This is a genomic window from Gluconobacter albidus, from assembly GCF_002723915.1.
Taxonomy (GTDB): Bacteria; Pseudomonadota; Alphaproteobacteria; order Acetobacterales; family Acetobacteraceae; genus Gluconobacter; species Gluconobacter albidus.
Genome location: NZ_BEWL01000005.1, coordinates 164,420 through 186,994 on the forward strand (window position 1 = coordinate 164,420; position 22,575 = coordinate 186,994).

At 57.8% G+C, this 22,575-nt stretch carries 19 protein-coding genes, 1 tRNA gene, 2 pseudogenes and 1 riboswitch; of the genes and pseudogenes, 10 read left to right on the forward strand and 12 right to left on the reverse strand.

What is annotated here, in order from left to right; genetic code table 11:
* Window positions 1-137: 137 nt before the first annotated feature.
* Entirely contained in the window at window positions 138-905 is a 768-nt protein-coding gene (locus GAL01_RS08245) for a sulfotransferase family protein (protein ID WP_231865424.1), read from the reverse strand.
* Window positions 906-1,068: 163 nt separating this feature from the next.
* Window positions 1,069-1,275: riboswitch (cobalamin riboswitch) on the forward strand.
* Between the two features lie 107 nt (window positions 1,276-1,382).
* Here GAL01_RS08245 and GAL01_RS08250 point away from each other — a divergent pair.
* The 4 genes and pseudogenes from GAL01_RS08250 to GAL01_RS08265 form a co-directional block, all read left to right on the forward strand.
* Entirely contained in the window at window positions 1,383-3,341 is a 1,959-nt protein-coding gene (locus GAL01_RS08250) for a TonB-dependent receptor plug domain-containing protein (protein ID WP_082790805.1), read from the forward strand.
* Complete coding sequence (locus GAL01_RS08255) at window positions 3,331-4,191, forward strand: ABC transporter substrate-binding protein (protein ID WP_062032800.1); 861 nt, start codon at window positions 3,331-3,333, stop codon at window positions 4,189-4,191. Before GAL01_RS08250 ends, GAL01_RS08255 begins: the two co-directional genes overlap by 11 nt.
* Window positions 4,188-5,174, forward strand: a complete 987-nt coding sequence (locus GAL01_RS08260; protein WP_062032803.1) for a FecCD family ABC transporter permease — start codon at window positions 4,188-4,190, stop codon at window positions 5,172-5,174. The genes GAL01_RS08255 and GAL01_RS08260 overlap by 4 nt, the downstream gene beginning before the upstream one ends.
* Window positions 5,175-5,247: 73 nt before the next feature.
* Window positions 5,248-5,955 (forward strand): annotated as a pseudogene (locus GAL01_RS08265) (ABC transporter ATP-binding protein); the annotation flags it as partial.
* Here GAL01_RS08265 and GAL01_RS08270 read toward each other — a convergent pair.
* Window positions 5,880-6,902: a bile acid:sodium symporter family protein gene (locus tag GAL01_RS08270; protein WP_062032813.1), complete on the reverse strand. Its 1,023-nt coding sequence runs from the start codon at window positions 6,900-6,902 to the stop codon at window positions 5,880-5,882. The pseudogene GAL01_RS08265 and the gene GAL01_RS08270 sit on opposite strands and share 76 nt — an antisense overlap.
* Before the next feature lie 358 nt (window positions 6,903-7,260).
* Between GAL01_RS08270 and GAL01_RS08275 the strand changes: the two genes are divergently transcribed.
* From GAL01_RS08275 to GAL01_RS08290, 4 genes are all read left to right on the forward strand, one after another.
* A complete protein-coding gene (locus GAL01_RS08275; RefSeq protein ID WP_145995612.1) occupies window positions 7,261-9,180 on the forward strand; it encodes a glycosyltransferase in 1,920 nt (639 codons plus the stop codon).
* Between the two features lie 152 nt (window positions 9,181-9,332).
* Entirely contained in the window at window positions 9,333-10,226 is an 894-nt protein-coding gene (locus GAL01_RS08280) for a hypothetical protein (RefSeq protein WP_231865425.1), read from the forward strand.
* A 345-nt stretch (window positions 10,227-10,571) separates the two neighbouring features.
* Window positions 10,572-12,998, forward strand: coding sequence for a glycosyltransferase family 4 protein (locus tag GAL01_RS08285; RefSeq protein ID WP_062032823.1), 2,427 nt, complete (start codon window positions 10,572-10,574; stop codon window positions 12,996-12,998).
* Window positions 12,999-13,023: 25 nt separating this feature from the next.
* Window positions 13,024-13,503, forward strand: a complete 480-nt coding sequence (locus GAL01_RS08290) for a hypothetical protein (RefSeq protein ID WP_062032826.1) — start codon at window positions 13,024-13,026, stop codon at window positions 13,501-13,503.
* Window positions 13,504-13,863: 360 nt separating this feature from the next.
* Here the strand turns inward: GAL01_RS08290 and GAL01_RS08295 are convergent, their stop codons facing one another.
* The 10 genes from GAL01_RS08295 to hisG all read right to left on the reverse strand — a co-directional run bounded on the left by GAL01_RS08295 (window position 13,864) and on the right by hisG (window position 21,675).
* Window positions 13,864-15,003: a glycosyltransferase family 2 protein gene (locus GAL01_RS08295; RefSeq protein ID WP_062032831.1), complete on the reverse strand. Its 1,140-nt coding sequence runs from the start codon at window positions 15,001-15,003 to the stop codon at window positions 13,864-13,866.
* 393 nt (window positions 15,004-15,396) lie between these two features.
* Window positions 15,397-15,472, reverse strand: a tRNA-Phe gene (locus GAL01_RS08300).
* A 60-nt stretch (window positions 15,473-15,532) separates the two neighbouring features.
* Entirely contained in the window at window positions 15,533-15,712 is a 180-nt protein-coding gene (locus GAL01_RS08305; RefSeq protein ID WP_062032836.1) for a DNA gyrase inhibitor YacG, read from the reverse strand.
* Window positions 15,709-16,752 carry a ribonuclease E/G gene (locus GAL01_RS08310; protein ID WP_062032839.1) on the reverse strand — a complete coding sequence of 348 codons (1,044 nt, stop codon included), beginning with the start codon at window positions 16,750-16,752 and terminating at the stop codon, window positions 15,709-15,711. The genes GAL01_RS08305 and GAL01_RS08310 overlap by 4 nt, the downstream gene beginning before the upstream one ends.
* Window positions 16,749-17,405 carry a Maf family protein gene (locus tag GAL01_RS08315; RefSeq protein ID WP_062032843.1) on the reverse strand — a complete coding sequence of 219 codons (657 nt, stop codon included), beginning with the start codon at window positions 17,403-17,405 and terminating at the stop codon, window positions 16,749-16,751. The genes GAL01_RS08310 and GAL01_RS08315 overlap by 4 nt, the downstream gene beginning before the upstream one ends.
* Window positions 17,406-17,418: 13 nt before the next feature.
* Complete coding sequence (gene infA, locus GAL01_RS08320; protein ID WP_007282896.1) at window positions 17,419-17,637, reverse strand: translation initiation factor IF-1; 219 nt, start codon at window positions 17,635-17,637, stop codon at window positions 17,419-17,421.
* Between the two features lie 166 nt (window positions 17,638-17,803).
* Window positions 17,804-19,120: a DEAD/DEAH box helicase gene (locus GAL01_RS08325; RefSeq protein ID WP_062032847.1), complete on the reverse strand. Its 1,317-nt coding sequence runs from the start codon at window positions 19,118-19,120 to the stop codon at window positions 17,804-17,806.
* 127 nt (window positions 19,121-19,247) lie between these two features.
* Window positions 19,248-19,688, reverse strand: coding sequence for a hypothetical protein (locus GAL01_RS08330; RefSeq protein WP_062032852.1), 441 nt, complete (start codon window positions 19,686-19,688; stop codon window positions 19,248-19,250).
* Window positions 19,688-20,980, reverse strand: a complete 1,293-nt coding sequence (hisD, locus tag GAL01_RS08335) for a histidinol dehydrogenase (protein WP_062032857.1) — start codon at window positions 20,978-20,980, stop codon at window positions 19,688-19,690. The genes GAL01_RS08330 and hisD overlap by 1 nt, the downstream gene beginning before the upstream one ends.
* Window positions 20,980-21,675 carry an ATP phosphoribosyltransferase gene (gene hisG, locus GAL01_RS08340; protein ID WP_062032927.1) on the reverse strand — a complete coding sequence of 232 codons (696 nt, stop codon included), beginning with the start codon at window positions 21,673-21,675 and terminating at the stop codon, window positions 20,980-20,982. The genes hisD and hisG overlap by 1 nt, the downstream gene beginning before the upstream one ends.
* A gap of 190 nt (window positions 21,676-21,865) precedes the next feature.
* Here hisG and GAL01_RS08345 point away from each other — a divergent pair, with 190 nt between their 5' ends.
* A complete protein-coding gene (locus GAL01_RS08345) occupies window positions 21,866-22,306 on the forward strand; it encodes a GntR family transcriptional regulator (RefSeq protein WP_062032861.1) in 441 nt (146 codons plus the stop codon).
* Window positions 22,307-22,311: 5 nt separating this feature from the next.
* Window positions 22,312-22,575: pseudogene (locus GAL01_RS08350) on the forward strand (slipin family protein); the annotation flags it as partial.

Below are 22,575 nucleotides of genomic sequence, written 5' to 3' on the forward strand. Positions count from 1 at the left end.
ACAATATGACATGAGGGGGGTATGGCAATTTAGTCACATTTCACCATCGGAACGGCGATAAACGGCAGGAAACTCCCCGCCGATTGTGACATTTATAAGACATATTCCGTTTTTCTGGAGAAAGTCGTTTCGGAATCCTATCCTGCGGGACGCAGGGCCTCATCCGCGCTGTAGATCTCTCGAATCCTCTTGGCCTGCGTGGGCGTGGCGATCGCATCATGGCTGTTGCCGTTCAGATGCGGCACGACCCGGCCATGCAGGGCAGGTACCAGATCGGGCAGGGATGAGATCCGGTCCATAGGGAAGAGTTGATCGACTGCAAGCCGGCCTTCCCGATCACAGACATACAGGCTCTGGGGCCGGAACACGTGATCCAGTTCATAGACGGAGGAACAGGATTCCACGTGGTCAATGGCATCATCCAGCGTGTGGAATGAGCGATACAAGCGGCTGACAGAGGGATGGATCCGGACGCGCGCCGTTCCACCGCGCCGCGCAAAAGACCATGCGGATACGAAACGCTTCACCGGATCGCGCCAGATCGCAAAACTGGGCAGCGTCCGGCAGAGCTCTGGCGCCACATGATGATAATAGCGCCATGTCTCGTGGAGCATGATTCCGCCATACAGCAGATCACAAACCGACGTTCCGCCATTTTTGGGAACATGAATGAACAGGGCCCCGGCTTCCCGGATACGCTCAAGTCGCTGAAGGCGTTTTCGACCGAGCGGCAGCCGCAGCCGGAGATCAGCGGCACGGGCATGGACGTCGGGATACTGTCGGACCCGGAACAGTTGACACAACATCCGCTGCGGAAGGCCCGAGCCCTCTGGTCCGCGATCGGCGGGGCCTGCGAGAAGGGCATGGGTCTCGTCAGTCATCCGGACGGCAGAAGGGGGCGTCATGACGTGTCCTGATCCTGTGTCTGTTGTCTGTGAGAGGGACACTGGCGGCGGCAGGAAACCGAGGCAAAGGGTAGATTGTAACGGAATGAAATCCATGTTGCAGGCTTTACTGTGTCAAATCCGTCACGAAGGGTCTTTTGTATTTGACTTGCCCTGCGGGGGGCGCTTCATGACAGCTGACGGTGCCCGTTTGTGCGGGTGAAAAGGGAATGCAGTGTGAAACTGCGGCTGCCCCCGCAACTGTAAATGCTGGCTGCTGCCTCACAAGGCCGGTAGCGCGGTTTCAGGACATGAACCCACTGGCGCAGGCCGGGAAGGGGCCTGAAGACGGAGCATGAGCCAGGAGACCTGCCGTCAGCATGAGTTGTCCGAAGGACGGTCCGGGCGGGGTGCATCGGAACGCCGGGTCAGACCGCGCAATGGCGGGTCTGCTTCCTTCTTGAGGGCGACGCAGAACGACGAGACATCACTATCACCATGCCCCGTATTTCCCGCCTTCTTCTTGCGACGAGTATGCTTGTCGCTGTTCCGGCGCTGGCGTCCGTTCCGGCACAGGAGCCGGTTCAGCCCCAGAAGCCCAAGGCATCTCCTGCTCCGGAAGCCGTTTCTTCGTCCGTCCCCGAGACTGTTACGGTGACGGCAAACCGCATCCCACAGGATCTGAGCAAGGTCGGCTCGCAGGTTACGGTTGTGACCCAGCGTGACATTGAACTTCTCCAGCGACGTGACCTTGCAGACCTTCTGGCTCGCGAGCCGGGCCTGAACATGGTGCGCACGGGTGGTCCTGGGGGTACGGGGTCGATCTTCATGCGCGGCACCAACGCCAATGAAGTGAAGGTGCGGCTGGACGGAATGGACATCAACGATCCGTCCACTCCGGCCGGGGCGTTCGATACGGCGCAGTTCCTCACCGACGGTCTGGCCCGCGTGGAAATCCTGCGCGGACCGCAGAGCGGCCTGTACGGTGCGGATGCGATGGGCGGCGTCATCGACATGACGACCAAACAGGGGGAGGGGCCGCTGCACGGCTTCGTCCGGCTTGAAGGCGGCAGCTATTCCACCAAGAACCAGACGGCCGGGTTCTCGGGCTCGCTTCATCGCTTCCACTATATGGTCGAAGTCTCGCACAACCATGTCGGCGATTATCAGTCTGTGCCGAAAGCCATCCGTGCGCAGGTTCACGGCCATGACGTCGCGTCCAACCGCAACGACAACCGCACGGCCAATGTGCGCCTCGGCTATGACGTGACGGACAATTTCGATCTCGGCTTCACGGCCCATTTGACGCAGGCGGATTACGAATACGTCGCCGACGATTACAGCTCCTATCCGGCGCTGCCCTCAGCCCAGCAGAATGAGAGTGACCTCAAACAGGCTATTCTGCGCGGCACGGCGCATCTGAAATCCTTCAAGGGCGTGTTCGAGCAGACGCTGGGCGTCGGTTACGTCACCTATCGCCGCCACGACATTACGGCCGGAGAATCAGACATCGCGTCCAACCGTGGTGACCGGCTGAAAGTGGACTGGCAGGGCCTGACGCATCTCGGCCATAACGGCTCATTCCTCGTCGGATATGATTATATCCGTGAGCGCATCCTGACGCCGATCGACGCCCAGACCACGACGAACGCTGCTTGGGGACAGCTTGAGGGCCACTGGCACGATATTCTCTTCGGTTCGGCCAATATCCGCTACGACAACAATTCGCGTTACGGCAATTACGTGACATGGCGCGTGGCCCCGGCCGTAAAAATCCCCGGAACGGGCCTGACGCTGAAGGCCAGCGGTGGCTCGGGCTTCCACGGACCGTCGCTGAACCAGCTTTTCGTCAGCTACCCAGCCTATTATTTCCTCGCGAACCCGAACCTGCGGGCCGAGCGCCTTCTGGGCTTCGATGCCGGGTTTGAAGAGCGCCTCCTGAACGGAAAGCTGACCTTTGGGGCCGACTATTACGGCAACCATGTCCGGAATCTCATCAACACGGCGCTGTCGGGCTACAACTACACCTATGTCAACGTCGCGCGCGCCCAGACGCATGGTGTTGAGGCGTTTGTCGATTACCGCATCATCAAAAGCGTTGATCTGCGCGGCACCTATACCTGGACGGATGCCACAGACCGCAGCACCGGTGCGGCCCTCGTGCGCCGTCCCCGCCACAAGGCCACGGCCAGCGTCATCTGGACGCCGACCAAGCGCCTGAGCATCACGCCGAGCCTGCTCTATGTCAGCGGCTGGCATGATCTCGACCGCTACACATCCATGAGCACGATCGGCCATGATTACGTGACGGTGAACATCGCCGCGGAATACAAGCTGGCGAACTTCGTCACGCTGTTTGCGCGTGGCGACAATCTGGGGAACCGCTATTATGAAAACCCGGTCGGCTATCTCCAGCCGGGCCGGTCTTTCTACGGCGGTGTGACGTTTGGCCTTTAAGGCATTCCTTCACGTCCTCTCAGCCCCGGCGGCAGTCCTTCTGCTGTCGGGCGCCCTCGCCGGATCGGCCTGTGCCGGTCCGGTACGGACCCGTATCGTTTCTCTCAATCTGTGTACGGACGAACTGCTGCTCGAACTGGCAGACCCGTCCCATATCCTCGGCCTCAGCCCGCTGGCGACGGACTGCGCGGAATCCGTCCGCTGCGAACTGGCACAGACCTATCCCGTGCAGCGTCCTGACGGCGAGAACCTCGTCGCGACCCATCCCGACCTCGTTCTGGACGGCACATGGCACCGCTCGACCGTCCCGATCGTGATGGACGCCCTGCATGTTCCGTTCGTCCAGTTGCCGTCGATTGCCTCCCTTGCGGACATTCCCGTTCAAATCCGCACTGTCGCCCAGGCCATCGGCGAAGACGCACGCGGCGCGGACATGATCCGCGTGTTTGAAGCCCGCCTCGAAAGCCTCCATCCCGCCAATCCGGAAAAAATCCTGACGGCGACGGTTGTTGGTGCGAACCTTGCGGGAGAAGAGGGCGGCCTGATCTCCGATCTTCTCAAACGCGCCGGCTTCCGCCTGTCCCCCTCCGAACGGTCGGACGGCACCATCGCGATGGAAACCCTGATCGCCCATCCGCCAGACCTTCTGGTGACCGGCATGATTTCCGAAGGCGCCTCTCTGGCCGAAAATGTCGTTCACCATCCCGCACTACAGGGACGCTTTACGGGCATGCATCGTCTGGCGCTTCCCGGCCGTCTGACGATGTGCGGCACGCCTGAAACGCTCGATGCACTGGAGGCGCTGATCGCCGCACATGATCGCCTGACCGCCGCGGAGCCTTTACCATGAGCCGTTACGCCCTGACCGTCGCCATTCTCGCCATGCTGGTTCTGGCCCTCGCCATCCTGTCGCTGGCCGCGGGCCCGGCGGGGATCGGCGTCCTTCAGGGCCTGTCCGACATGCTGCAGGGCCGCGAGACGATTGCCGCGACCATTATCGGCCAGATCCGCCTGCCGCGTGTCATTCTTGCCCTGCTGGTTGGCGGTACGCTTGGCCTGTCAGGAGCGGCCCTTCAGGGGCTGGTCCGCAATCCGCTTGCTGATCCGGGTGTGCTCGGCATTTCAGGCTGCGGGGCGCTCGGCGCCGTACTGGTTTTTTATACCGGCGTCTCGGCCGTGTGGGCGCCTGCGCTCCCCCTGGCGGCCCTGTCCGGCGCCGGGCTCGCAACGCTTCTGCTTCTGGCGCTCACGCGCGGCGGGACACTCGTCCTGGTGCTGGCCGGTGCGGCTCTGGGCTCCATGAGCGCCGCCCTTCTGGCCCTGACGCTCAATCTCGTGCCGAGCCCCTATGCGTCCTATGAAATCATGCACTGGCTCATGGGGTCCCTGTCCCGTGCGAGCCTGCATGATGTTCTGATCGCTTTGCCCGGTCTGCTCGTCGGGTCGGCGTTCCTGCTTGGGACAGGACGTTCGCTGGATGCCCTGACCCTTGGCGAGGACGTGGCCCATACGATGGGTTTTTCCCTGCGCGCCGTGCAATGGCGCGTCGTGATCGGAACGGCACTGGCGGTTGGAAGCGGTGTGGCCGTCGCGGGCGGGATCGGGTTCGTCGGCCTCGTCATGCCGCATCTGCTGCGCCCGCTTGTCGGAGCGCGCCCCTCGCGCCTGCTCCTGCCGTCCGCGCTGGGAGGGGCCGCACTGCTGCTGGCGGCGGATCTGTTCGTGCGGCTGCCAGTCAGCGGCACCGAACTGCAACTCGGTGTCGTCACCTCCCTGATCGGAACGCCGGTCTTTTTCTGGCAGGTCTGGCGCCTGCGCGGACGCCCGGTATGAGGCGCGGATCATGATCCTCCAGACCGACACACTCAGCCTGACCCTTCAGGGGAACAGGCTTCTGCATGACATCACGCTCGACGTCCGCCCCGGCGAAGTCCTCGGCCTGATCGGTCCCAATGGTGCAGGCAAAAGCACATTCCTGCGCGTCATGGCCGGACTGCTCCGCCCGGAGACCGGCCGTGTCCTGCTGGACGGGCAAGACCTGTTCTCCATGCCGCCCGAACAGCGCGGGCGGCATCTGGCCTATCTCCCGCAGGACGCCCCGGCCGCCATCGGCATGAGCGTACGGGATGTTATTGCGCTCGGCCGTCTGCCCCATCGCCGTACGGCGACGGCGGAACAGGATGCCGCAGCCGTTCAGCAGGCCCTGGAGGTCGTGGGGATGAGTGCGTTTGCGGACCGCTCCTGCGTCAGTCTGTCAGGGGGAGAACGTGCGCGCGTTCTGCTCGCCCGGGCCCTTGCGGTTGAGGCCCCCGTCCTGCTGGCGGATGAACCGGTCGCAGCGCTCGACCCTGCTCAGGCCCTGACGGTCATGGAACTGTTTAACCGGTACGCGGCGCAGGGTCAGGCCGTGGCCGTCATCCTGCATGATCTGGCGCTTGCCGCCCGTTTCTGTACCCGGATCGCCGTGCTGTCGGAGGGCGCTCTTGTCAGCATCGGGGCTCCGTCCGACGTTCTGACGGATGCCCTGTTTTCCGAGGTTTACGGTGTGGCGGTACGACGCTGCGGAGAGGTTGTCGTGCCCTGGTCGCTGGTGTCGAGAAACCGTGTGCTATAACGCCGTGCCAGCAGCGTGCAGGTGAACAGCTGGATCTGGTGATAGATCATGAGTGGCAGCACGATGATGCCGACCGACGCTGCCGGAAAAATGACGCTCGCCATCGGCACGCCAGACGCCAGAGACTTCTTCGATCCGCAGAACTGAAGCGCGATGCTGTTTGATGTTGTCTGCCCAAGCCCCTTGCCCATCAGATGCGACAGACCCAGAACCAGCGCCAGCATGGCACTGTCGAGCAAGGCGACTTCCAGAAGATGCGCGCCCGAAACGCGATGCCAGATCCCCTCCACAACGGCGGAACTGAACGCGGTATAGACCACGACGACGATAGACCCGCGGTCGGTAAACGAGATCAGGATTTTGTGCTTGCGCACGATCGGCCCGACCCATTTCTGAAGGATCTGTCCCAGCGCGAAGGGCAGCAGAAGCTCCTTGCTCACATCGAGAATGGAGCCCAGTGGCGAATGCTCCGCCCCCACATGCCCGAGCACCAGCCCGGTCAGCAGCGGCGTCATCGCGATGCCGGCAATGTTGGAGACCGTCGCCGCACAGATCGCCGCCGTGACATTCCCCTTCGCAATGGACGTCAGCGCAATGGAAGACTGTACGGTGGACGGCAGGCAGCACAGGAACAGTACACCCGACCACAGTTCTTCGCCGAACAGCGCGTCGGGAAAGACCGCCCGGAACAGCAGATGCAGCCCGACCCCAAGCAAAGGGAACAAGGCAAACGTGCAGAGCAGAACGCTGCCCTGAAGTTTCCAGTCCTTCACGCTGCCCACAATGGCGTGACGTTCGAGTTTCGCGCCCTGAAAGAAGAACATGAACGTGATGAGGATCGTCACGACATGCTGAAGGATATGCTCCACCTGCCCGCGGCAGGGAAGGATGGAGGCCAGCGCAATCGCGCAGATCAGGGACATGAGAAAGGGGTCGAGGCGCTTCATGCCGCACTATGTCCGTATCCACCTCGAACATGCAACGGTCCTGCAGATGGAGAGGCGGGTTTTGATCGGGTCCTGTGTTTCAGTCCTTGTGGCTTGATCTGTCCAAGATCACCTACAATATGGGTGTATTATACTCCTTGGGAGGGCTAACCCTGCGGCATCGCGATCCGTAACAGAACAGGTGCTGGTCCCTCCATTTAATAGATCGGATTCCAGTTGCCTTTCCTGACAGACATGCTTGATATCTGCCGGTATCTGAAAACCGGTTTGGACCTTACAGGCTGCCGGGAACACTTTTATATATACAAGCCAACCCTGAAATCGTTGAAGCAGATCTCATTCGGTGGGACATTGTATCATGACTGATCATGGGGAAGGGCAAAATCCCATACCTGAATCATCAATGGAGGCGTCAGCTACATCTCCTGAGGAAGCAATCCTGAAAGAGTTCTTTGACGAACATTATTATCGACAGCACTATCCGGAGGATGTCCCTCCCGATCAGGATGCTTTCTCGCATTTCATGACAGTGGGATGGCGCGCGGGATACAATCCCTCGGCTGACTTTGACACGCGGTTTTATCTGGACAGCAATCCGGATGTGAGTTCGGCTTCGCTAAATCCGCTTGAGCATTATGCTCTTTCAGGGCGTTCCGAGGGACGGCCAGCTCTGCCACCAGTGCAGGACAATCCGAGTCCGCCCGATGATGCGTTGATCTCTGGTATGGATGTCGTGGCTGCTGATTTTGATCCTGAGTTCTATCGACGGCACAATCCTGACATCTCGGGAAGTGACGAGGACCTGCTGCGTCATTTCATGACGTCCGGCTGGAGGGAAAAGCGCGATCCCAGTCCGGATTTTGATGTCGGATATTATCTCTGGGCAAATCCGGATGTTGCTGCGGCAGACATTAACCCTCTGTTGCATTATCGGTTACATGTGGCCACCGAAATTCGGCCCCGTCTTCAACCTCATGCGATAGAGCGGGCTGTTCTGAGGAACTGTCAGGCGGTGCAGGATAGAGAACCTTTGTGGCAACTTCCGGAACAGGAAAAAGCTGTTGACGAAGAGTACCTGACCTTTTTTCTGGAGCGTGCTCGCAAGGACCAAAATCAGGGTGCGGGGTTGGTCGTCTCAATCAGTCATGATGACTATCGTCTGGCGCCAGCGGGTGTATGGAATTGCGTTCGCGATGAGGCTCAAGCTTTTTCTTTTCATCAATGGGCCTATCTCCATCTTTTCCCATCGTGTGCCATCCCCATGCTTGCTCCTCTGCATCAGGGAGAGTTTGTTGCGTCTTTAAACGGCCAGTATATTGGACGTGTAGCCGTCGATACTCTGTTGAAGGTTCTGGCGGTACAACAGGTTCACTATCCCAGCCGTCATCTGGTCATTCACAACCTTCTGGGAGTAGTGCCAGAATGCATCCCTGTCATTGCGCAGCAAATGCGGGTGCAGAAGAGTATCTTCTGGGTGCATGATTTTTCCACGATCTGTCCGTCTCATACCTTGATGAGAAATGACATCGCGTTCTGCGATGCTCCCGCACCCACATCTCCTGCATGTCAGATCTGCGCATACGGCGAGGAGAGAGAAGCGCATCTCCACAGAGTCAGAAAGCTTTTCGAAGCACTGCATCCTGAAGTCATGGCGCCGTCGCGCTACATGCTGTCTTTCTGGCAGGAAAAAACGGATTTACCTATCGCCGGTATATCTGTTCAGGAGCATGCGTTCATCACGGCCAGAGTCCCTGTCGAAAGCCGCTCAACCAGTATTCTGAAGATCGGATTCATGGGCTCCCCCGTCTTCCATAAAGGATGGGATATTTACCAGAAGCTGGCTGCACGGTTTGCTGGGGACCAGCGATATGAATTTTTTTACCTCGGCTCAATGGCCCAGGATGTTGCGAATATTACGTCTCTGTCCGAAACGCTGATGCAGGACGATCGTGATGCCCTGCAGAAATGCATTCTTCGGAACAGGATTGATGTCATCGTAAACTGCTCGCGCTCTCCGGAAGCGTTCTGCCTTGAGGCTTATGAAGCTATCGCTGCGGGAGCTTTTCTTCTTGCGCCACAGAGAAGTGGGAATGTTGAAGATATCCTGGCATCTTCAGGGAATACGTTTGGCCACGTTGTCCGCGACGAGAAGGACCTCACAGACCTGTTCAATACAGGCGAAATAGCGTCTCTGGTGGCAGGTTCCTGTAGAGCGACAGGAAGCCTCGTCATTCGTTCCGGTACTTTTTCGTACCTCGTGCCGGAGACTGCGCATTGACGGTTTACTGCTTTACAAGCGCTACTTATTCCTACCTCGGGCGTGCCCGGGTTCTGGCAAAAACTGTGCGCGAACATCATCCGGACTGGGTCTTCTGTCTTTGTCTATGTGATGTTCCACCACAGGCTTTCGATCCGGCCATGGATCGGGAAATGTTTGACGAGGTGGTTTCTGTCACGGAACTGGGCATTCCTGATCTGCCAGCCTGGATGTTCAGACATAATATTGTTGAACTCTCTACGGCGGTGAAGGGAAAAATGCTGTGCAGGCTTCTGGAGAAACCGGATGCTGACAGCGTGGTTTACATCGACCCCGACATCGCCATTTTCAATCCGTTGATGCATGTCATGGATCTGTTGAAAAATCACCCGGTTGTTCTGACGCCACATCAGACCGAGCCAGAGACCCATCCGCAGGGAATAGTCGATAACGAGATCGGGTCTCTCAAGCGTGGAATCTATAATCTGGGTTTCATGGCGATTGCCAATGTGCCGGAAGGACGTCGTATTGCTGAATGGTGGCGTGACAGACTTTTGGCTTATTGTCGGGATGATGCAGAGAATGGGTTGTTCACAGACCAAAAATGGTGCGATCTGATTCCTGCTCTCTTTGAAAATCCTGCAATCCTAAGGAACCCGGGATACAACGTGGCGAGTTGGAATCTGAGTCACAGGCCCATTCGGATTGATGGTCACGGCCAGATTTTTGCTGCTGATGCCCCCCTGAGGTTTTTCCATTTCACAAAGGTGGATACAGCGGGCGAGGTCATGCTGGAGCGGTATGGCAGCGAAAGCATCGCTCTCTTCGAGCTTCTGCGGTGGTATCGGGAAGCCATTCGCAAACAACAGCCTGCTGAAGTCCCGGCCAGGTACTGGTATTATGGTACATATGAAGACGGCACCCCTATCCGTCGTCCGGAGCGTTTGATCTACAGGGACCGAAAAGACTTGCAATTAGCCTTTCCGGACCCTTATCGGTCGGGGCCAGAAAGTTTTCAGAGCTGGTGCACCATTCACAGGAGCGAACTGCCAAGAAAAGGGATTTAAGGCTCTTTTTTATGCGCGATAGAGCCGCCTGATTTCACAGGAGCAGACGAATCCAAGGGATACCAAAGTCAGGAAAAAGGATTTTCACCAGTCCTGTCCCACGGCATTCACAAGACCACTTCTTCAATAGACACTTTCTCCATCGTTCTGTGCCATATTCGCTCAAAAATACAAATAGAGTGATAGGCATTTTAATAATAGTCAAAAAAATTTTGAATTTTCCAATGATTGCGTGTGAAATATTTACGACGCACTTTTGTGATGGTATAGTAATTTTAACACATTCGGCTGATTTCAACCCTAAAACATGTGGTTGAAGTTACTACTGGAGCCAGCAGCCCTCTTATGAATACCCTGTCCCTGCCCTCCTCGTCGGGAGCTGAAAAGAGCAAAACATCTTCTCCGCGGATTGCTCTTTTCACAATCTGTTCCAATAATTACATGCCTGCTGCCCGTGTTCTCATGGAATCAGTCGCGAAACTTCATCCGGAATTTGAACTCTTCATTGGTCTGGCGGATAAAGTAGTTGACTGGGATGGTCTTTACGAAGGGCCTGCGTCGATTATTGAAGCGCATACCCTTGATATTCCTGATTTCAAGACATTTTCATTTCAATACGACATCATGGAATTCAATACGGCCGTCAAGCCGTTCCTGATGGAGCACCTTCTGGTTGAGCGTGGCTTTGATCGCGTATTCTATTTCGACCCGGATATCCTGCTGCTCAACAGACTGGACCTGCTGCTCCAGCATTTTGATGAAGGTGCCTCCCTTCTGCTGACGCCACATCTGCATAAGCCGGCAGAAGGGATTTCCGATCCCGACGACATCACGATCATGCGGGCGGGCGTTTATAATCTGGGTTTTCTGGGAGCCTCCCGGTCTGCAGAAACTCTGGAGGTGATCCGATGGTGGATGAGACGCCTTCATCGCACCTGCATCAACGCTCAGGAACAGGGGATTTTTGTCGATCAGAAGTTCATGGATCTTGCACCATGCTTTGCCCCTAACGCTCATATCATCCATCACCGCGGGATGAATCTTGCCTACTGGAACCTGGCTCAGGTCGCGTTCCAGCAGGAGGGCAAGACGTGGACTGCCGATGGCGAACCTCTCGTCTTTTTCCATTTCAGTGGTTTCGACCCGCGTGATCCGGATTGTCTGAGCAAGCATTGCCGTCACTTCCGGACGACTATTGCGCCCGCCCTGCGTAATCTTCTCGACAAGTATTCCGAACTGCTTTTTGCGGCAGGATACGGGAAAGTGCCTGCGGCGCTTTATGCTTATGGATTTTTTCATAGCGGCACCCGAATTCCTGAGCACGTGCGGCGTATGTTCAGGGAATTTACTCCCGACTGGCCGTCCGATCCCTTCGAAACCTACGAGGCCTATCTCCATCAGCCAGCGCCGAAAGGCAGTCTGGACAAGGAAAACCTCGTTTTCACCAATTTCCAGCATTACCTCTGGAACTTCTTTGATAATCAGCGCCTTAACCTTGATCCGGAACGGACAGATCACCTCACGAGTCTGACGCACTGGTACGTCAAGAATGCCCGCTCCGAACAGGGCCTGGATCACCGGCTTATTGAGCCTGTAGCGTGCCGTTTCGGGCAGATGAGACCTGCCCGGATGGTTGGTGCAGGTCATAAACCAGCCGCCCGCCCTGATATTTCGGTCGTAGGCTATCTCAAGACGACCAGCGGCGTGGGAACTGTCGCACGACATACTCTTCAGAGTCTGTCGCGGTCAGGCCTCTCCGTTGAAGGGGTGGACGTTGCCTTTGGGGTTGTTTCGGACCGATCGGACTTGAGTTGTGCCTCTCTGCTGAATAATCGGGTTCGAGGACGTATCCAGCTTTACGCTAATATCAATGCAGATCAGCTCCCGGCGGTTTTGGAACATCTCCAGCCCGTTACGGATGATGGTTACAGAATTAGCATGCCGGCGTGGGAACTGGAGGAGTTTCCAGCAGAATGGTTGGCAGCCTTTGATGGAGTTGACGAGATCTGGGCTCAGACCCGCTGGATTCAACGCATGCTTGCAGGACGACTGGATAAGCCGGTTGTCTATATGCCGGTTTCGTTAACGCTTGATCTTCCGGTATCGCAGCCACGGACTCGCTATAATCTGCCTAAAGACGCGTTTCTGTTCTACTTCTCGTTCGACTTTCTGTCTTTCATTGAACGAAAGAACCCTGAAGGCATTGTAGCGGCCTTTCGTCGGATGCGACAGGATCATGGCAACCCAAAACGTGCAACGCTCGTCATTAAGACCATGAACGGCGACTTTGCCAAAGATCGTGAAGACGCTTTTCTGGAACTCATTGGTGACGATCCTGATATCATCCTCATCAACGGTGTTCTCTCTAGAGCTGACACTCTTTCGCTGATGACCTGTTGTGACTGTGTCGTGTCTCTTCACCGATGTGAAGGATTGGGATTGGTCGTTGCAGAAGCTATGGCCCTTGGGCTTCCGGTCATTGCAACAGACTACGCCGCTACGACTGATCTGCTTTCCCCGGCCACGGGGTATCCTGTCGGTTATCGCCTTGTTCCTGTCAAAAAAGGCGAATATCCCTTTGGTGAGGGGCAGAAATGGGCGGACCCGGATATTGGACATGCGGCATGGCTGATGCGGCACGTGATAAACAATCCCGAAGAAGCACAACAGAAAGCCACTGCAGCCCAACAGTTCATCCAAACGAATTATAACACCCAGACTATCCTCGCGCGCCAGATGCAACGTTTTACCGAGCTGACAAAAAAGGCCTGAGTTCTCAAGAAGAAAAGAAATTCTTATGTCCACCAGAAACCACACGCAGACTAAAAATGCTCCACGCCCCGAACAGGAAAACAAGACATCCGAGTTATCGGCTTCCCTGAAGGCAGATGCTCTCGAACTGGCGTTGCAAGCTCGATCCCGTGCCGAGCACGAGGCCTCTTTCCTGAAAAACGAAGTGGAAAGACTTCATACGTCGATAGTTCGACTCCAGGAACGCTGTGAAGATTACGCAATGCGCCTTGCGATGTCCCATGGGGGGCGTGAAGAGCTAATCCATTTGCGGAGCCGACTCTTCGACACGTCGCATAAGCTCGATATTCCCAAAGCTCATTCTGAAATCGTGCCTAACAATGTCGCAGACCAGCTACGTCTTCTTGTGTCGGAGCGCGATGATGCCCGGATGTGGCTGGATGCAGTCCGCCGTTCAACCTCTTGGCGTATTACCCGCCCATTCCGCGTTGTCATACGTTTTCTGAAATCCCGCCTGCCAAATTGAAGATAGTGCCTGGAGTGGCTGATTTGAATGAACAGAGAGGGCGTTTGGCCCTCTTTTTTCAAGAGAGCCACGGCAGACGCAGACTTTTGTATAAGTACCATGTTCTTCTGAGCAAAAACTACTCTGACAAGATACGCTCATGAAATCTATTTCAGGTAAGATGTTGTATCAGCGCGTGTAAGACGTGGTCAGCACAAACGTCACGTGAAAAATTATCTGAGACGATAGAGAAAGAATATAGGCTTTTGCGACCATAACAGAACCATATTTTTTGCCTGAAGCAGCATGCTCTGGAAGATGACCAATTGCCTTCTTATTGGCCATCTGCTTTGCTAAAGCCGTCGGGATTTTATCATCAAGCTATTCAGTATCATGAGTTTTTGAAAAATATAGTATTTCATGTTTGTTTTTATTGATTACTTCGGCTTCAATGGGTAAGTTTTCCTTATATATCTCGTTAAATTCTTTTATAGAGCATGAAAATATTTTATTTACCTTTCTGAATTCTTTGTATCCATGTTCGCTGAAGTGAATTAAAGGGTCTATGGGAGCATTTTTCAAGTCTTCGTGGTTGGATATATATTCTTTTTCATTAAAATCTATGAAATCATAGGAAATTTTATTTGTATCTAGATATCTGACAAGCATTCCCTTGTTCGTTTGTGGTAATGTTTTTTTATATTTCTGGTGACTTCCAAAAACAGAATATAAACTAACCCCTAATACTTCTAGCAAAAATGAAAATTCTGGAATAAATATACTGGCTTTATTGATAAATTTATTCTTGTACTCGAGTTCTGTCATAAAAAAGTACTCAACAAGATGTAATCCGGGTCCTGTATATTCTTTGAGGTTATTTTTATCTTCTATATCAATATAATATATGAGTTTCTCTTTTGCAGCTTGTAGAACTTCTGAAAACTGTTTGTTGTGGAGGTGCATATAGCCCAAATTTGTGACATGGGTTCCGTCACTTTTGGATGATTTGGGGTGGTGAAATCCGTGATCCAAATGACCCAAGGTATCTCTCGCAAACATACTTTTTGGGACTACAGCTGGCGTAAAAAATTCAGCGTCATCAGGAATATTTAAAAATAGTTTCTTGATGATAAATGCGTCCTGTATTCCTTTTAATGAATCAAGATATGAATTTAGCTTTTCCCTGCTTACCTCTATTTTTTCTTCACATAAAACAACAAATTCATCGCAGTCTATGGGGATAACGTAGTCATATGGTTCATTATTTGAATCCCATCCATGTATAATATCAGATATTATATCGCCTTTCTTGTCAAAATCTTCTTTTTTGTTGTATTCGTAATATACATTGACGCCCGCTTTTTTGTATTTTTCCAATACTTCAAAAACTACGTTTTCATTTGATCCATTATCTAGGATATAGAGGTTTTCAAATCCGAAAAAATAACCGTAGTATTTTATCCATGGCTCTAAAAGTTTGGTTTCATTTTTTTGCATCGTAATGCAGCGGACTCTTGCCATAAAAACCTCTCTAAATTTGGTTCCTGCATTTTAATAGAGAAAAAAAGCCTTTGAAAAGATACAGAGGACTGTCTGGTAAAGTTTATCGCGGACCGATTTCTTGGAAAAGTGGAGTGGTAAAAATTCACTGAAGAGATCCAGGCAGTATTATGTTTTTATTTTTGGAAAAACAGCACATGCTGCTGCCTTATATGGTCGTCTGACGCTTATGCGGCGGAGGATATGGCGGAAGCGAATCTGTCGCCAGGCGACGGACCAGGACCGAATTCATTTTCGGTGGTTCTGAAGCATTCATCGTTCGCGCTGACGCATCGCGTTCCAGATCGACGAAAGACAGTTTACTCAGGCTGTGAGTGTTCGGTTTATGCTATACGATTTTTCTTTGGGAATAAATGGTGCCCAAGGGCGGAATCGAACCACCGACACTGCGATTTTCAGTCGCATGCTCTACCAACTGAGCTACTTGGGCACCGAGCTTCAGGGCGAACCCCGTTGCGGAGATGGGATTTAGCCTATGATTGCGGTGGGATCAACCCTCTCCGTCGCGATATTCGTCCTGTTCTTCGTCATTGTCCTGACGAAAGGACGGAACGCGGTATGTCCCGCTGAACCAGCGGCCCAGATCGACATCCGCGCAGTGCCGGGAACAGAAGGGGCGAAACTGGGGATCTGTGGGGCGGTGGCAGATTGGACAGGTGGACTCGCTCATGACAGGCTCCAGCTTGCAGGAGTGGCGTTGGGATCAAGAACGAGATCCAGCGCACGGGCGCGCCGGGACGTAAAATCCGCAAGAGCCTCAGGGTCACTTTCCAGAGCCTTGATGAGGCTGATCGAGGCCGTCAGCGTCTGGCCGGGGCGGTTTTCGCGCAGGATGGTCCGCAGGATGGACAGACCCTGCCCCTGTGGGGAGGACAGGAGGTCATGCAGGGGCGGGCGGCGGCGCGGGCGCGTCAGCTCCAGCAGGCCCGACGGCGTTGCGCCGAGAACGTCCGGCTTGAGCGGGTCGTCAGACAGGGCTTCGCGCAGGAACGCGACCAGAGCGGGGCGTTTACGCGTCTTTACGCCGGCCGGGTCGATGAGGATCGTGCCCGAGAGGTTCCGTAGGCGGATCTGCCTAGCAAGGGCCGGAAACGATGCGACATTGCCCTTGAAGTCCGGAGCGCCAGTGCTGTCTAGGTCGATGGCAACCAGGGCAGGGGTCGGGAAAAAGCTGGCGGTCAGCAGGCCCAGATTGGCTTCGGGGCTACTGAGACTGTCAAAATCCGTCTCAAGCCCGGCATCGAACGCCTGCTGGCACCGCTGAAGGCGTGGACGTAGCCGGACAGGCAGTTTTGCGGCAATGCCCGGATTGTCCACGAAGACCGGCGCATCCGGATAGCGGTCCGCCAGATCGTCCAGCGGGGTGGGGCCGCGTTCGAGCAGTTTGGGGGCGGAAAGCGCTCCGGCGGGCATGTCGGCCCGGCGCAGGCGCAGACCCTTGCCGTTCTGTGCGGAGCGACTGACTCGGGCGGCGGTCAGGGCGCCTTCGATCAGGGCTTCGCGGGTCGAGAGAAAACCGCTCTGGCCATCTTCGAGCAAAACGAATGCACCACCCAGAGCCGGGGCGGCTTTCTGGACGCGGACGACGTGCCAGTCTTCCAGACCATCCGGGCAGCCGGGGCGCCAGATGGCGACGTCCAGCAGCGTATCATGATCCGTGACGGCAATCCGCACTTCGCCCGGAGAACAGGCTGCGCGGATTTCGGTCATGCGATCCAGCCACCTGAAGGTTTACCGACCGGTTGTCCCCGCAGGAGCTGCGCGGTTTCAAACAGGGGTAGACCCACGACGGCGGAGTAGCTGCCGCCGATCTGGCGGATATGGGCGGCAGCAGCGCCCTGAATGGCATAACCGCCCGCCTTGCCCTGCCAGTCCCCCTGCGCGATCAGGGCGTCGATCTGTGCGTCCGTCAGGCGATGGAAAATGACGGAGGTTTCCACCAGCCGCTCACAGGCCGTACCCTCGGGCCAACCTGCGCTCGGGCGCAGGACCACGGCCGTTAAGACCTTGTGGCGTCGGCCGGACAGCAGTTTCAGACACGCGCGGGCTGTCTTTTCGTCCTCGGCTTTCGGCAGGACGCGTCGGCCGACCGACACCACGGTATCCGCGCCGAGGATGAGCGCTGCATCCGTGCGCTGCGCGGCCACATGCTCCGCTTTCTGGCGGGCGAGGCGCTGCGCAAGCGGGCGCGGCAGTTCGCCGGGGCGCGGTTCTTCGTCGATATCGGCGCTCACGACGGCGTCGGGCACGATGCCGATCTGTTCCAGCAGGCTCAGGCGGCGCGGGGAGGCGGAGGCCAGAACGAGCTTCGGACGGTCCAAAAGGCCGGATGACCCTTCTGCGGAAGACGGGGAGGCGGTCATGCGGCGGACTGTCTTACTTGAAGCGGAACGTGATCCGGCCCTTGGAGAGGTCGTAGGGCGTCATTTCGACGTTGACGCGGTCACCGGCCAGAACGCGGATACGGTTCTTGCGCATCTTGCCGCTCGTATGGGCGAGGATGGTGTGCTCGTTGTCGAGCGTGACGCGGAACATGGCGTTGGGGAGCAGTTCCATGACGGTGCCGGTAAACTCGATCAGGTCTTCTTTTGACATGTGAATCCTTGCTTCAGGGATAGGGTAATGATCTGCGCGCGGCAGTGGCTCCGGTGCGGAGCCAGAAAATCCAGCCCGCTATGTGCGGACTGTCAGCCGAAAGGTCAAGCGCGACCGGCCCCTGTCCCGGGATTCTTGCGGTTTTTATGCTGGTCCGGCGTGGTTTTCAGGATGCTTTTCCGGCGGCCTGGGCTGCAGCCCGGGCCGCCATCTTTTCTTCTTCGGTCCAGACGCGGCGTTCGCGCGTCTTCTGCGGCTTGACCTGCTTGACCGGACCGCCGCCGAGGACGGGTGGGCGCATGGTCGAGTTCCGGGCCTTTTCGCAGTGCCATTCATGGCTGTCATGAACGTCCAGCGTCCGGCCGATCTCACGCTCCACAGCATGCAGCCAGGCGCGCTGTTCGGCATCGCACAGCGTAATGGCAAACCCGCTGCGGCCCGCACGGCCCGTGCGGCCGATCCGGTGCACATAGCTCTCCGGCAGGCTCGGCAGGTCGTGGTTGATGACATGCGTGACCGTATCGACGTCAATGCCGCGCGCTGCGATATCGGTCGCTACCAGAACCTGAACGTCGCCTTCGCGGAAAGCGTTCAGGGCACGCTCGCGCTGGCCCTGCGACCGGTTGCCGTGCAGGGCCTCGGCCGTGATGCCGGACTCCGTCAGGAAGGTGCAAACCTCGTTGGCGATGTTTTTCTGCAATGTGAAGACAACGGCCTGACCGATGCCCGGCGTCTGGAGCTGGGACAGAAGGGCCGCCTTCTTGTCGGATGCATCGAGGAACATCACCGACTGCGCGATCCGGTCCACGGTGGTGGAGGGCGGGGCGATTTCGACCTTTGCCGGATCACGCAGGAGGCTCTCGACGAGGGCTGCGATGGATTTCGGCATCGTTGCGGAAAACAGCACCGTGTGCCGGTCTGTGGGGAGTGTTGCGACGATGCGCTCGATCGGCTTGGCAAAGCCCATGTCCAGCATCTGGTCGGCTTCATCCAGCACCAGCGCCTCAAGCTGCGAGAGGTCGCACAGGCCCTGTTCGATCAGGTCCAGCAGGCGGCCCGGCGCGGCGACGATGATGTCCACGCCCTCTTCGAGCGCCTTGACCTGATGGAACTGGCTCACGCCGCCGAAAATCGTGGTGACGCGCACCGGCTGGTGGCGGCTGAAGTTCTCGAACCCGTCCGCAATCTGGGAAACCAGCTCGCGCGTGGGAGCGAGGACCAGAACGCGTGCGCCGCCCTTGGGGGCAGGGCGGGGCGTTGCGGCAAGCCGGTGCAGCAGGGGGAGCGCGAAAGAGGCCGTCTTGCCCGTGCCGGTCTGGGCCAGACCGAGCAGATCGCGGCCTTCCAGCAGCAGCGGGATGGACTGGGCCTGAATGGGCGTCGGCTTGACGTAGCCTGCGTCGTCCAGAGCGCGCAGGATCGCGGGCGCGAGGGCGAGATCGGCAAAGGTCACGTCAGAAGTCGTAGCGGAAGTCGGGGACATGATGAAGCGGCGCCTCCGGCGCTGAGTAAAGCTGCGCCTGATCGGGCTTCGCGGGTTCAGAAGGCGGGCTTGTACGAATGATGCTTCCCGCCGTCAACGCGGCGCTAAGGCGTGCAGGATCAGTCCGTCAGGACAGTTTGGAAATATCGCGCATGGCGACGACCAGATTCATATGCGACGCCAGAAGCCTCTGCGGCAGGGACGGCAGATAAATCCGGATGGCCTCGAGCCGTTTGGACTCCGGGAGGGCGGCAAACGGCGTGCGTGACCCCGGACCGTCACTGCCCGCGTCATAGCTTTTTGCAATCGCGGCCAGCAGCGTTGCCGGGATGGAAGCCAGAAGCGCTTTCTGCGCCGGGTTCAGGAGGCGGTCCCGCAGGGGGCCGGAAAGCGTGCGCTCTTCGGCTGTTTTCGGAGCCTCATAGGGTTTGAGCTGGTTCAGCGGGAATTCGACCTCCACGCCATTGGCCTGCTCTACATAGCCGGTGGTGCCGTCGATATCGACCAGCCTGCCGTCATGCGTGCCCTTGAGGTCCGAAACACGGTCACCGATCGACAGGCGGGCCATCAGTTTTTCTCCAGCCGGGCCGACAGGCTGAGGGCATGGGCGTCCAGCCCCTCGGCGGTTGCCAGCGCCACACCGGCCGGGCCGATCCGGCGCAGACCGGCTGCATCGGTTTCGATGGTCGTGGTGCGCTTGATGAAGTCGAACACCGACAGGCCGGAGGCGAACCGCGCCGTGCGGCTGGTCGGCAGGACGTGGTTCGGACCGCCGACATAATCGCCCACGGCTTCGGGGCAGTTGCGGCCCATGAAGATCGCGCCCGCATGGCGGACCATCGCCGAGAAGTCGCGTGGGGCGTCGAGCATGACTTCCAGATGTTCGGGCGCCAGTGCGTTGACGATCTCGGCGGCTTCCTCAAGCGAACGGACCACGATGATCGCGCCGTGGTCTTCCCAGCTTTTGGACGCGATGGCCGTGCGCGGGAGCGTTTCCAGCTCTGTGCGGACGGCTTCGGCGGCGCGCTCGGCAAAGGCGGCATCGGTCGTGATGAGGATGGCCTGAGCCTGTTCGTCATGCTCGGCCTGGGCGAGCAGATCGAGGGCCACGAGACGGGGATCGTTCTGCCCGTCGGCCACGACCACGACTTCGGACGGGCCGGCGATGCTGTCGATGCCGACATGTCCGAAGACCTGTCGCTTGGCTTCTGCGACATACGCATTGCCCGGCCCGACGATGCGGTCCACCGGGGCCATGAGGTCCGTACCGAACGCCATGGCGCCCACGGCCTGCGCGCCACCGATGCGGTAGATTTCCGTCACGCCGCAAAGCTGCGCGGCTGCGAGAACCACGGGGTTCAGCACGCCGTCCGGGGCCGGGACACACATGGCCAGCCGTTTCACGCCGGCCACACGAGCGGGCAGGGCGTTCATCAGCACGGAGGACGGATAGGCTGCCTTGCCACCCGGAACATAAAGGCCGACCGCATCCAGCGGGGTCCAGCGCATGCCGAGGCGGATGCCGTCTTCGTCCGTGAAGTCCAGATCCTGGGGCATCTGGGCCGCATGAAATGTCTCGATCCGGCGGCCGGCGGTGCGCAGGGCATCCATCAGCTCCGCCGGCACGCGCGCGGCTTCGGAGGCGATTTCTTCGGCGCTGATGCGGAGCCTGTCGGCGGGCAGGGTCAGACGATCGAAGCGGGCGGTGTAGTCGCACAGGGCGTCGTCGCCCCGGCTGCGGACGTCTGCGAGGATCGCACGGACCGGTTCGGCCACGCTGCGTTCGTCGCTTCCACGGGCAGCGAGCAGCGTGGCGAAGTCTGCGGAAAAACCGGCTGCGGACGTATCGAGGCGCTTCATCAGACCGCACCTTCCGTGGCGAGGGCTGTGCGGAAGCGTTCGATCAGGGCGCTGATTTCTTCAGGCCGGGTCTTGAGCGCGACGCGGTTGACGATCAGGCGGCTCGTGACATGCGCGATGGTCTCGGTTTCCATCAGGCCATTGGCGCGCAGCGTGGATCCGGTATCAACCAGATCGACGATCACGCTCGCCAGATCCAGCGTCGGCGCGAGTTCCATCGCACCGTTTAGATGCACGATCTCGGCATTGATGGCACGGGAGGCGAAATGGCGGCGGGCGATGGTCGGGTATTTCGTGGCGACACGCAGACGGGACTGACCGGTTGCAGGATCTTCGGTCATGGTTTTGGGGCGCGCGACTGCGATGCGGCAGCCCCCGATGCCCAGATCGAGCGGGGCGTAGATGTCCGGATAGTCGAATTCCATCAGCACATCCGCGCCGCACACGCCGATATCGGCGCCGCCATAGGCCACGAAGGTCGCGACATCGAAGGAACGGACCCGCACGACATCCAGATTCGGATCTGACGTGCCAAAGCGCAGGCGGCGGCTGCTTTCGGTCAGGCAGTCCGGGTCGGGCTCGATGCCCGTGCGCGTCAGGACCGGAGCCAGCGCCTTGAGGATGCGGCCTTTCGGAAGGGCGAGGATCAGCGGCGTATGATGATGCGCGGTCGTGTCCGTTCCGTTCCGGGTCATGATCGGGGGGTCGGTCTGGAGCGCTGTCATGCGACGTCTGGTCCTTGGCTGTCCGCAGTCACTGGGAAGGGCTGCGCATATCACGAAGCCGGAGTCTTCCCAAGCCTTGCGCGGTTTCAAACAGCTCTGAGAGTGCTTTGACACGGAATCTTCTTGACGGACGTTTTGAAAGCAGATCACTCTTGTATGCATGTCTGCTGACATAGAAACATTACTCTTCCCCACCCCGCTTTCGGATGCCAGCGCCCTGCCGCTGCGCGTTCAGATCCGCGAGCGCGTGCTGGCCGCTATCGGTTCGGGGCTGCTGAAGCCCGACGATCGACTGCCGACCATGCGCGCGCTCGCCGTTCACCTGAGGGTGGATCTCAACACCGTCCAGCGGGCCTATGCGGAGCTTGAGCGGCTGGGCGCGATCCGGACGCTGCGGGCCCGGGGCAGTTTCGTCAGCGACACGCCGCCACACCCGGACGGCGCGCTCAAAGCCGCGGAAGCCCGGGCGCTCGCGGCCTCCACCATCGCCCGCAGTCAGGCCGCGGGTCTTGATCCCGAAGCGGTCGTCATTGCCATGCGCGATCTTCTCGGTCTGCCTCTCACCCCCTCCGAGCCCGAGAGCGGCTCTGCCAAAGGCTGATGTCCATGCCGGATTTCCCCGTCCTTCCTTCCATGTCGCTGGTGCCGTCCATGAAGCGTCAGTTGCCGCTCAATACGATATCCGCCTCGATCGCAGGGGCAGTCATTCTGCTCTCGGCCGGGTTGACGGTCCTGACGCGGCAGCCCGGCTGGGTCATCGGCGGTGTCGTGATGGCCCTGCTCGTGCATATGTCGCTCAAGATGTGCAATTCCTGGCAGCGTGTCCTGGTTTTGCGGGCTGGAAAGATTCAGGGACTGCGAGGTCCGGGC

Excerpts from the sequence above, each read along its gene's own strand:
- GAL01_RS08295 (WP_062032831.1), bottom strand. The coding sequence starts at position 15,003 with ATGGCAAGAGTCCGCTGCATTACGATGCAAAAAAATGAAACCAAACTT.
- GAL01_RS08315 (WP_062032843.1), bottom strand. The coding sequence starts at position 17,405 with ATGACCGCCTCCCCGTCTTCCGCAGAAGGGTCATCCGGCCTTTTGGAC.
- GAL01_RS08285 (WP_062032823.1), top strand. The coding sequence starts at position 10,572 with ATGAATACCCTGTCCCTGCCCTCCTCGTCGGGAGCTGAAAAGAGCAAA.
- GAL01_RS08310 (WP_062032839.1), bottom strand. The coding sequence starts at position 16,752 with ATGACCGAAATCCGCGCAGCCTGTTCTCCGGGCGAAGTGCGGATTGCC.
- GAL01_RS08250 (WP_082790805.1), top strand. The coding sequence starts at position 1,383 with ATGCCCCGTATTTCCCGCCTTCTTCTTGCGACGAGTATGCTTGTCGCT.
- GAL01_RS08305 (WP_062032836.1), bottom strand. The coding sequence starts at position 15,712 with ATGAGCGAGTCCACCTGTCCAATCTGCCACCGCCCCACAGATCCCCAG.
- infA (WP_007282896.1), bottom strand. The coding sequence starts at position 17,637 with ATGTCAAAAGAAGACCTGATCGAGTTTACCGGCACCGTCATGGAACTG.
- GAL01_RS08270 (WP_062032813.1), bottom strand. The coding sequence starts at position 6,902 with ATGAAGCGCCTCGACCCCTTTCTCATGTCCCTGATCTGCGCGATTGCG.
- hisG (WP_062032927.1), bottom strand. The coding sequence starts at position 21,675 with ATGACCCGGAACGGAACGGACACGACCGCGCATCATCATACGCCGCTG.
- GAL01_RS08245 (WP_231865424.1), bottom strand. The coding sequence starts at position 905 with ATGACGCCCCCTTCTGCCGTCCGGATGACTGACGAGACCCATGCCCTT.
- GAL01_RS08280 (WP_231865425.1), top strand. The coding sequence starts at position 9,333 with ATGTTTGACGAGGTGGTTTCTGTCACGGAACTGGGCATTCCTGATCTG.
- GAL01_RS08330 (WP_062032852.1), bottom strand. The coding sequence starts at position 19,688 with ATGGCCCGCCTGTCGATCGGTGACCGTGTTTCGGACCTCAAGGGCACG.
- GAL01_RS08325 (WP_062032847.1), bottom strand. The coding sequence starts at position 19,120 with ATGTCCCCGACTTCCGCTACGACTTCTGACGTGACCTTTGCCGATCTC.
- GAL01_RS08260 (WP_062032803.1), top strand. The coding sequence starts at position 4,188 with ATGAGCCGTTACGCCCTGACCGTCGCCATTCTCGCCATGCTGGTTCTG.
- GAL01_RS08345 (WP_062032861.1), top strand. The coding sequence starts at position 21,866 with ATGTCTGCTGACATAGAAACATTACTCTTCCCCACCCCGCTTTCGGAT.
- hisD (WP_062032857.1), bottom strand. The coding sequence starts at position 20,980 with ATGAAGCGCCTCGATACGTCCGCAGCCGGTTTTTCCGCAGACTTCGCC.
- GAL01_RS08290 (WP_062032826.1), top strand. The coding sequence starts at position 13,024 with ATGTCCACCAGAAACCACACGCAGACTAAAAATGCTCCACGCCCCGAA.
- GAL01_RS08275 (WP_145995612.1), top strand. The coding sequence starts at position 7,261 with ATGACTGATCATGGGGAAGGGCAAAATCCCATACCTGAATCATCAATG.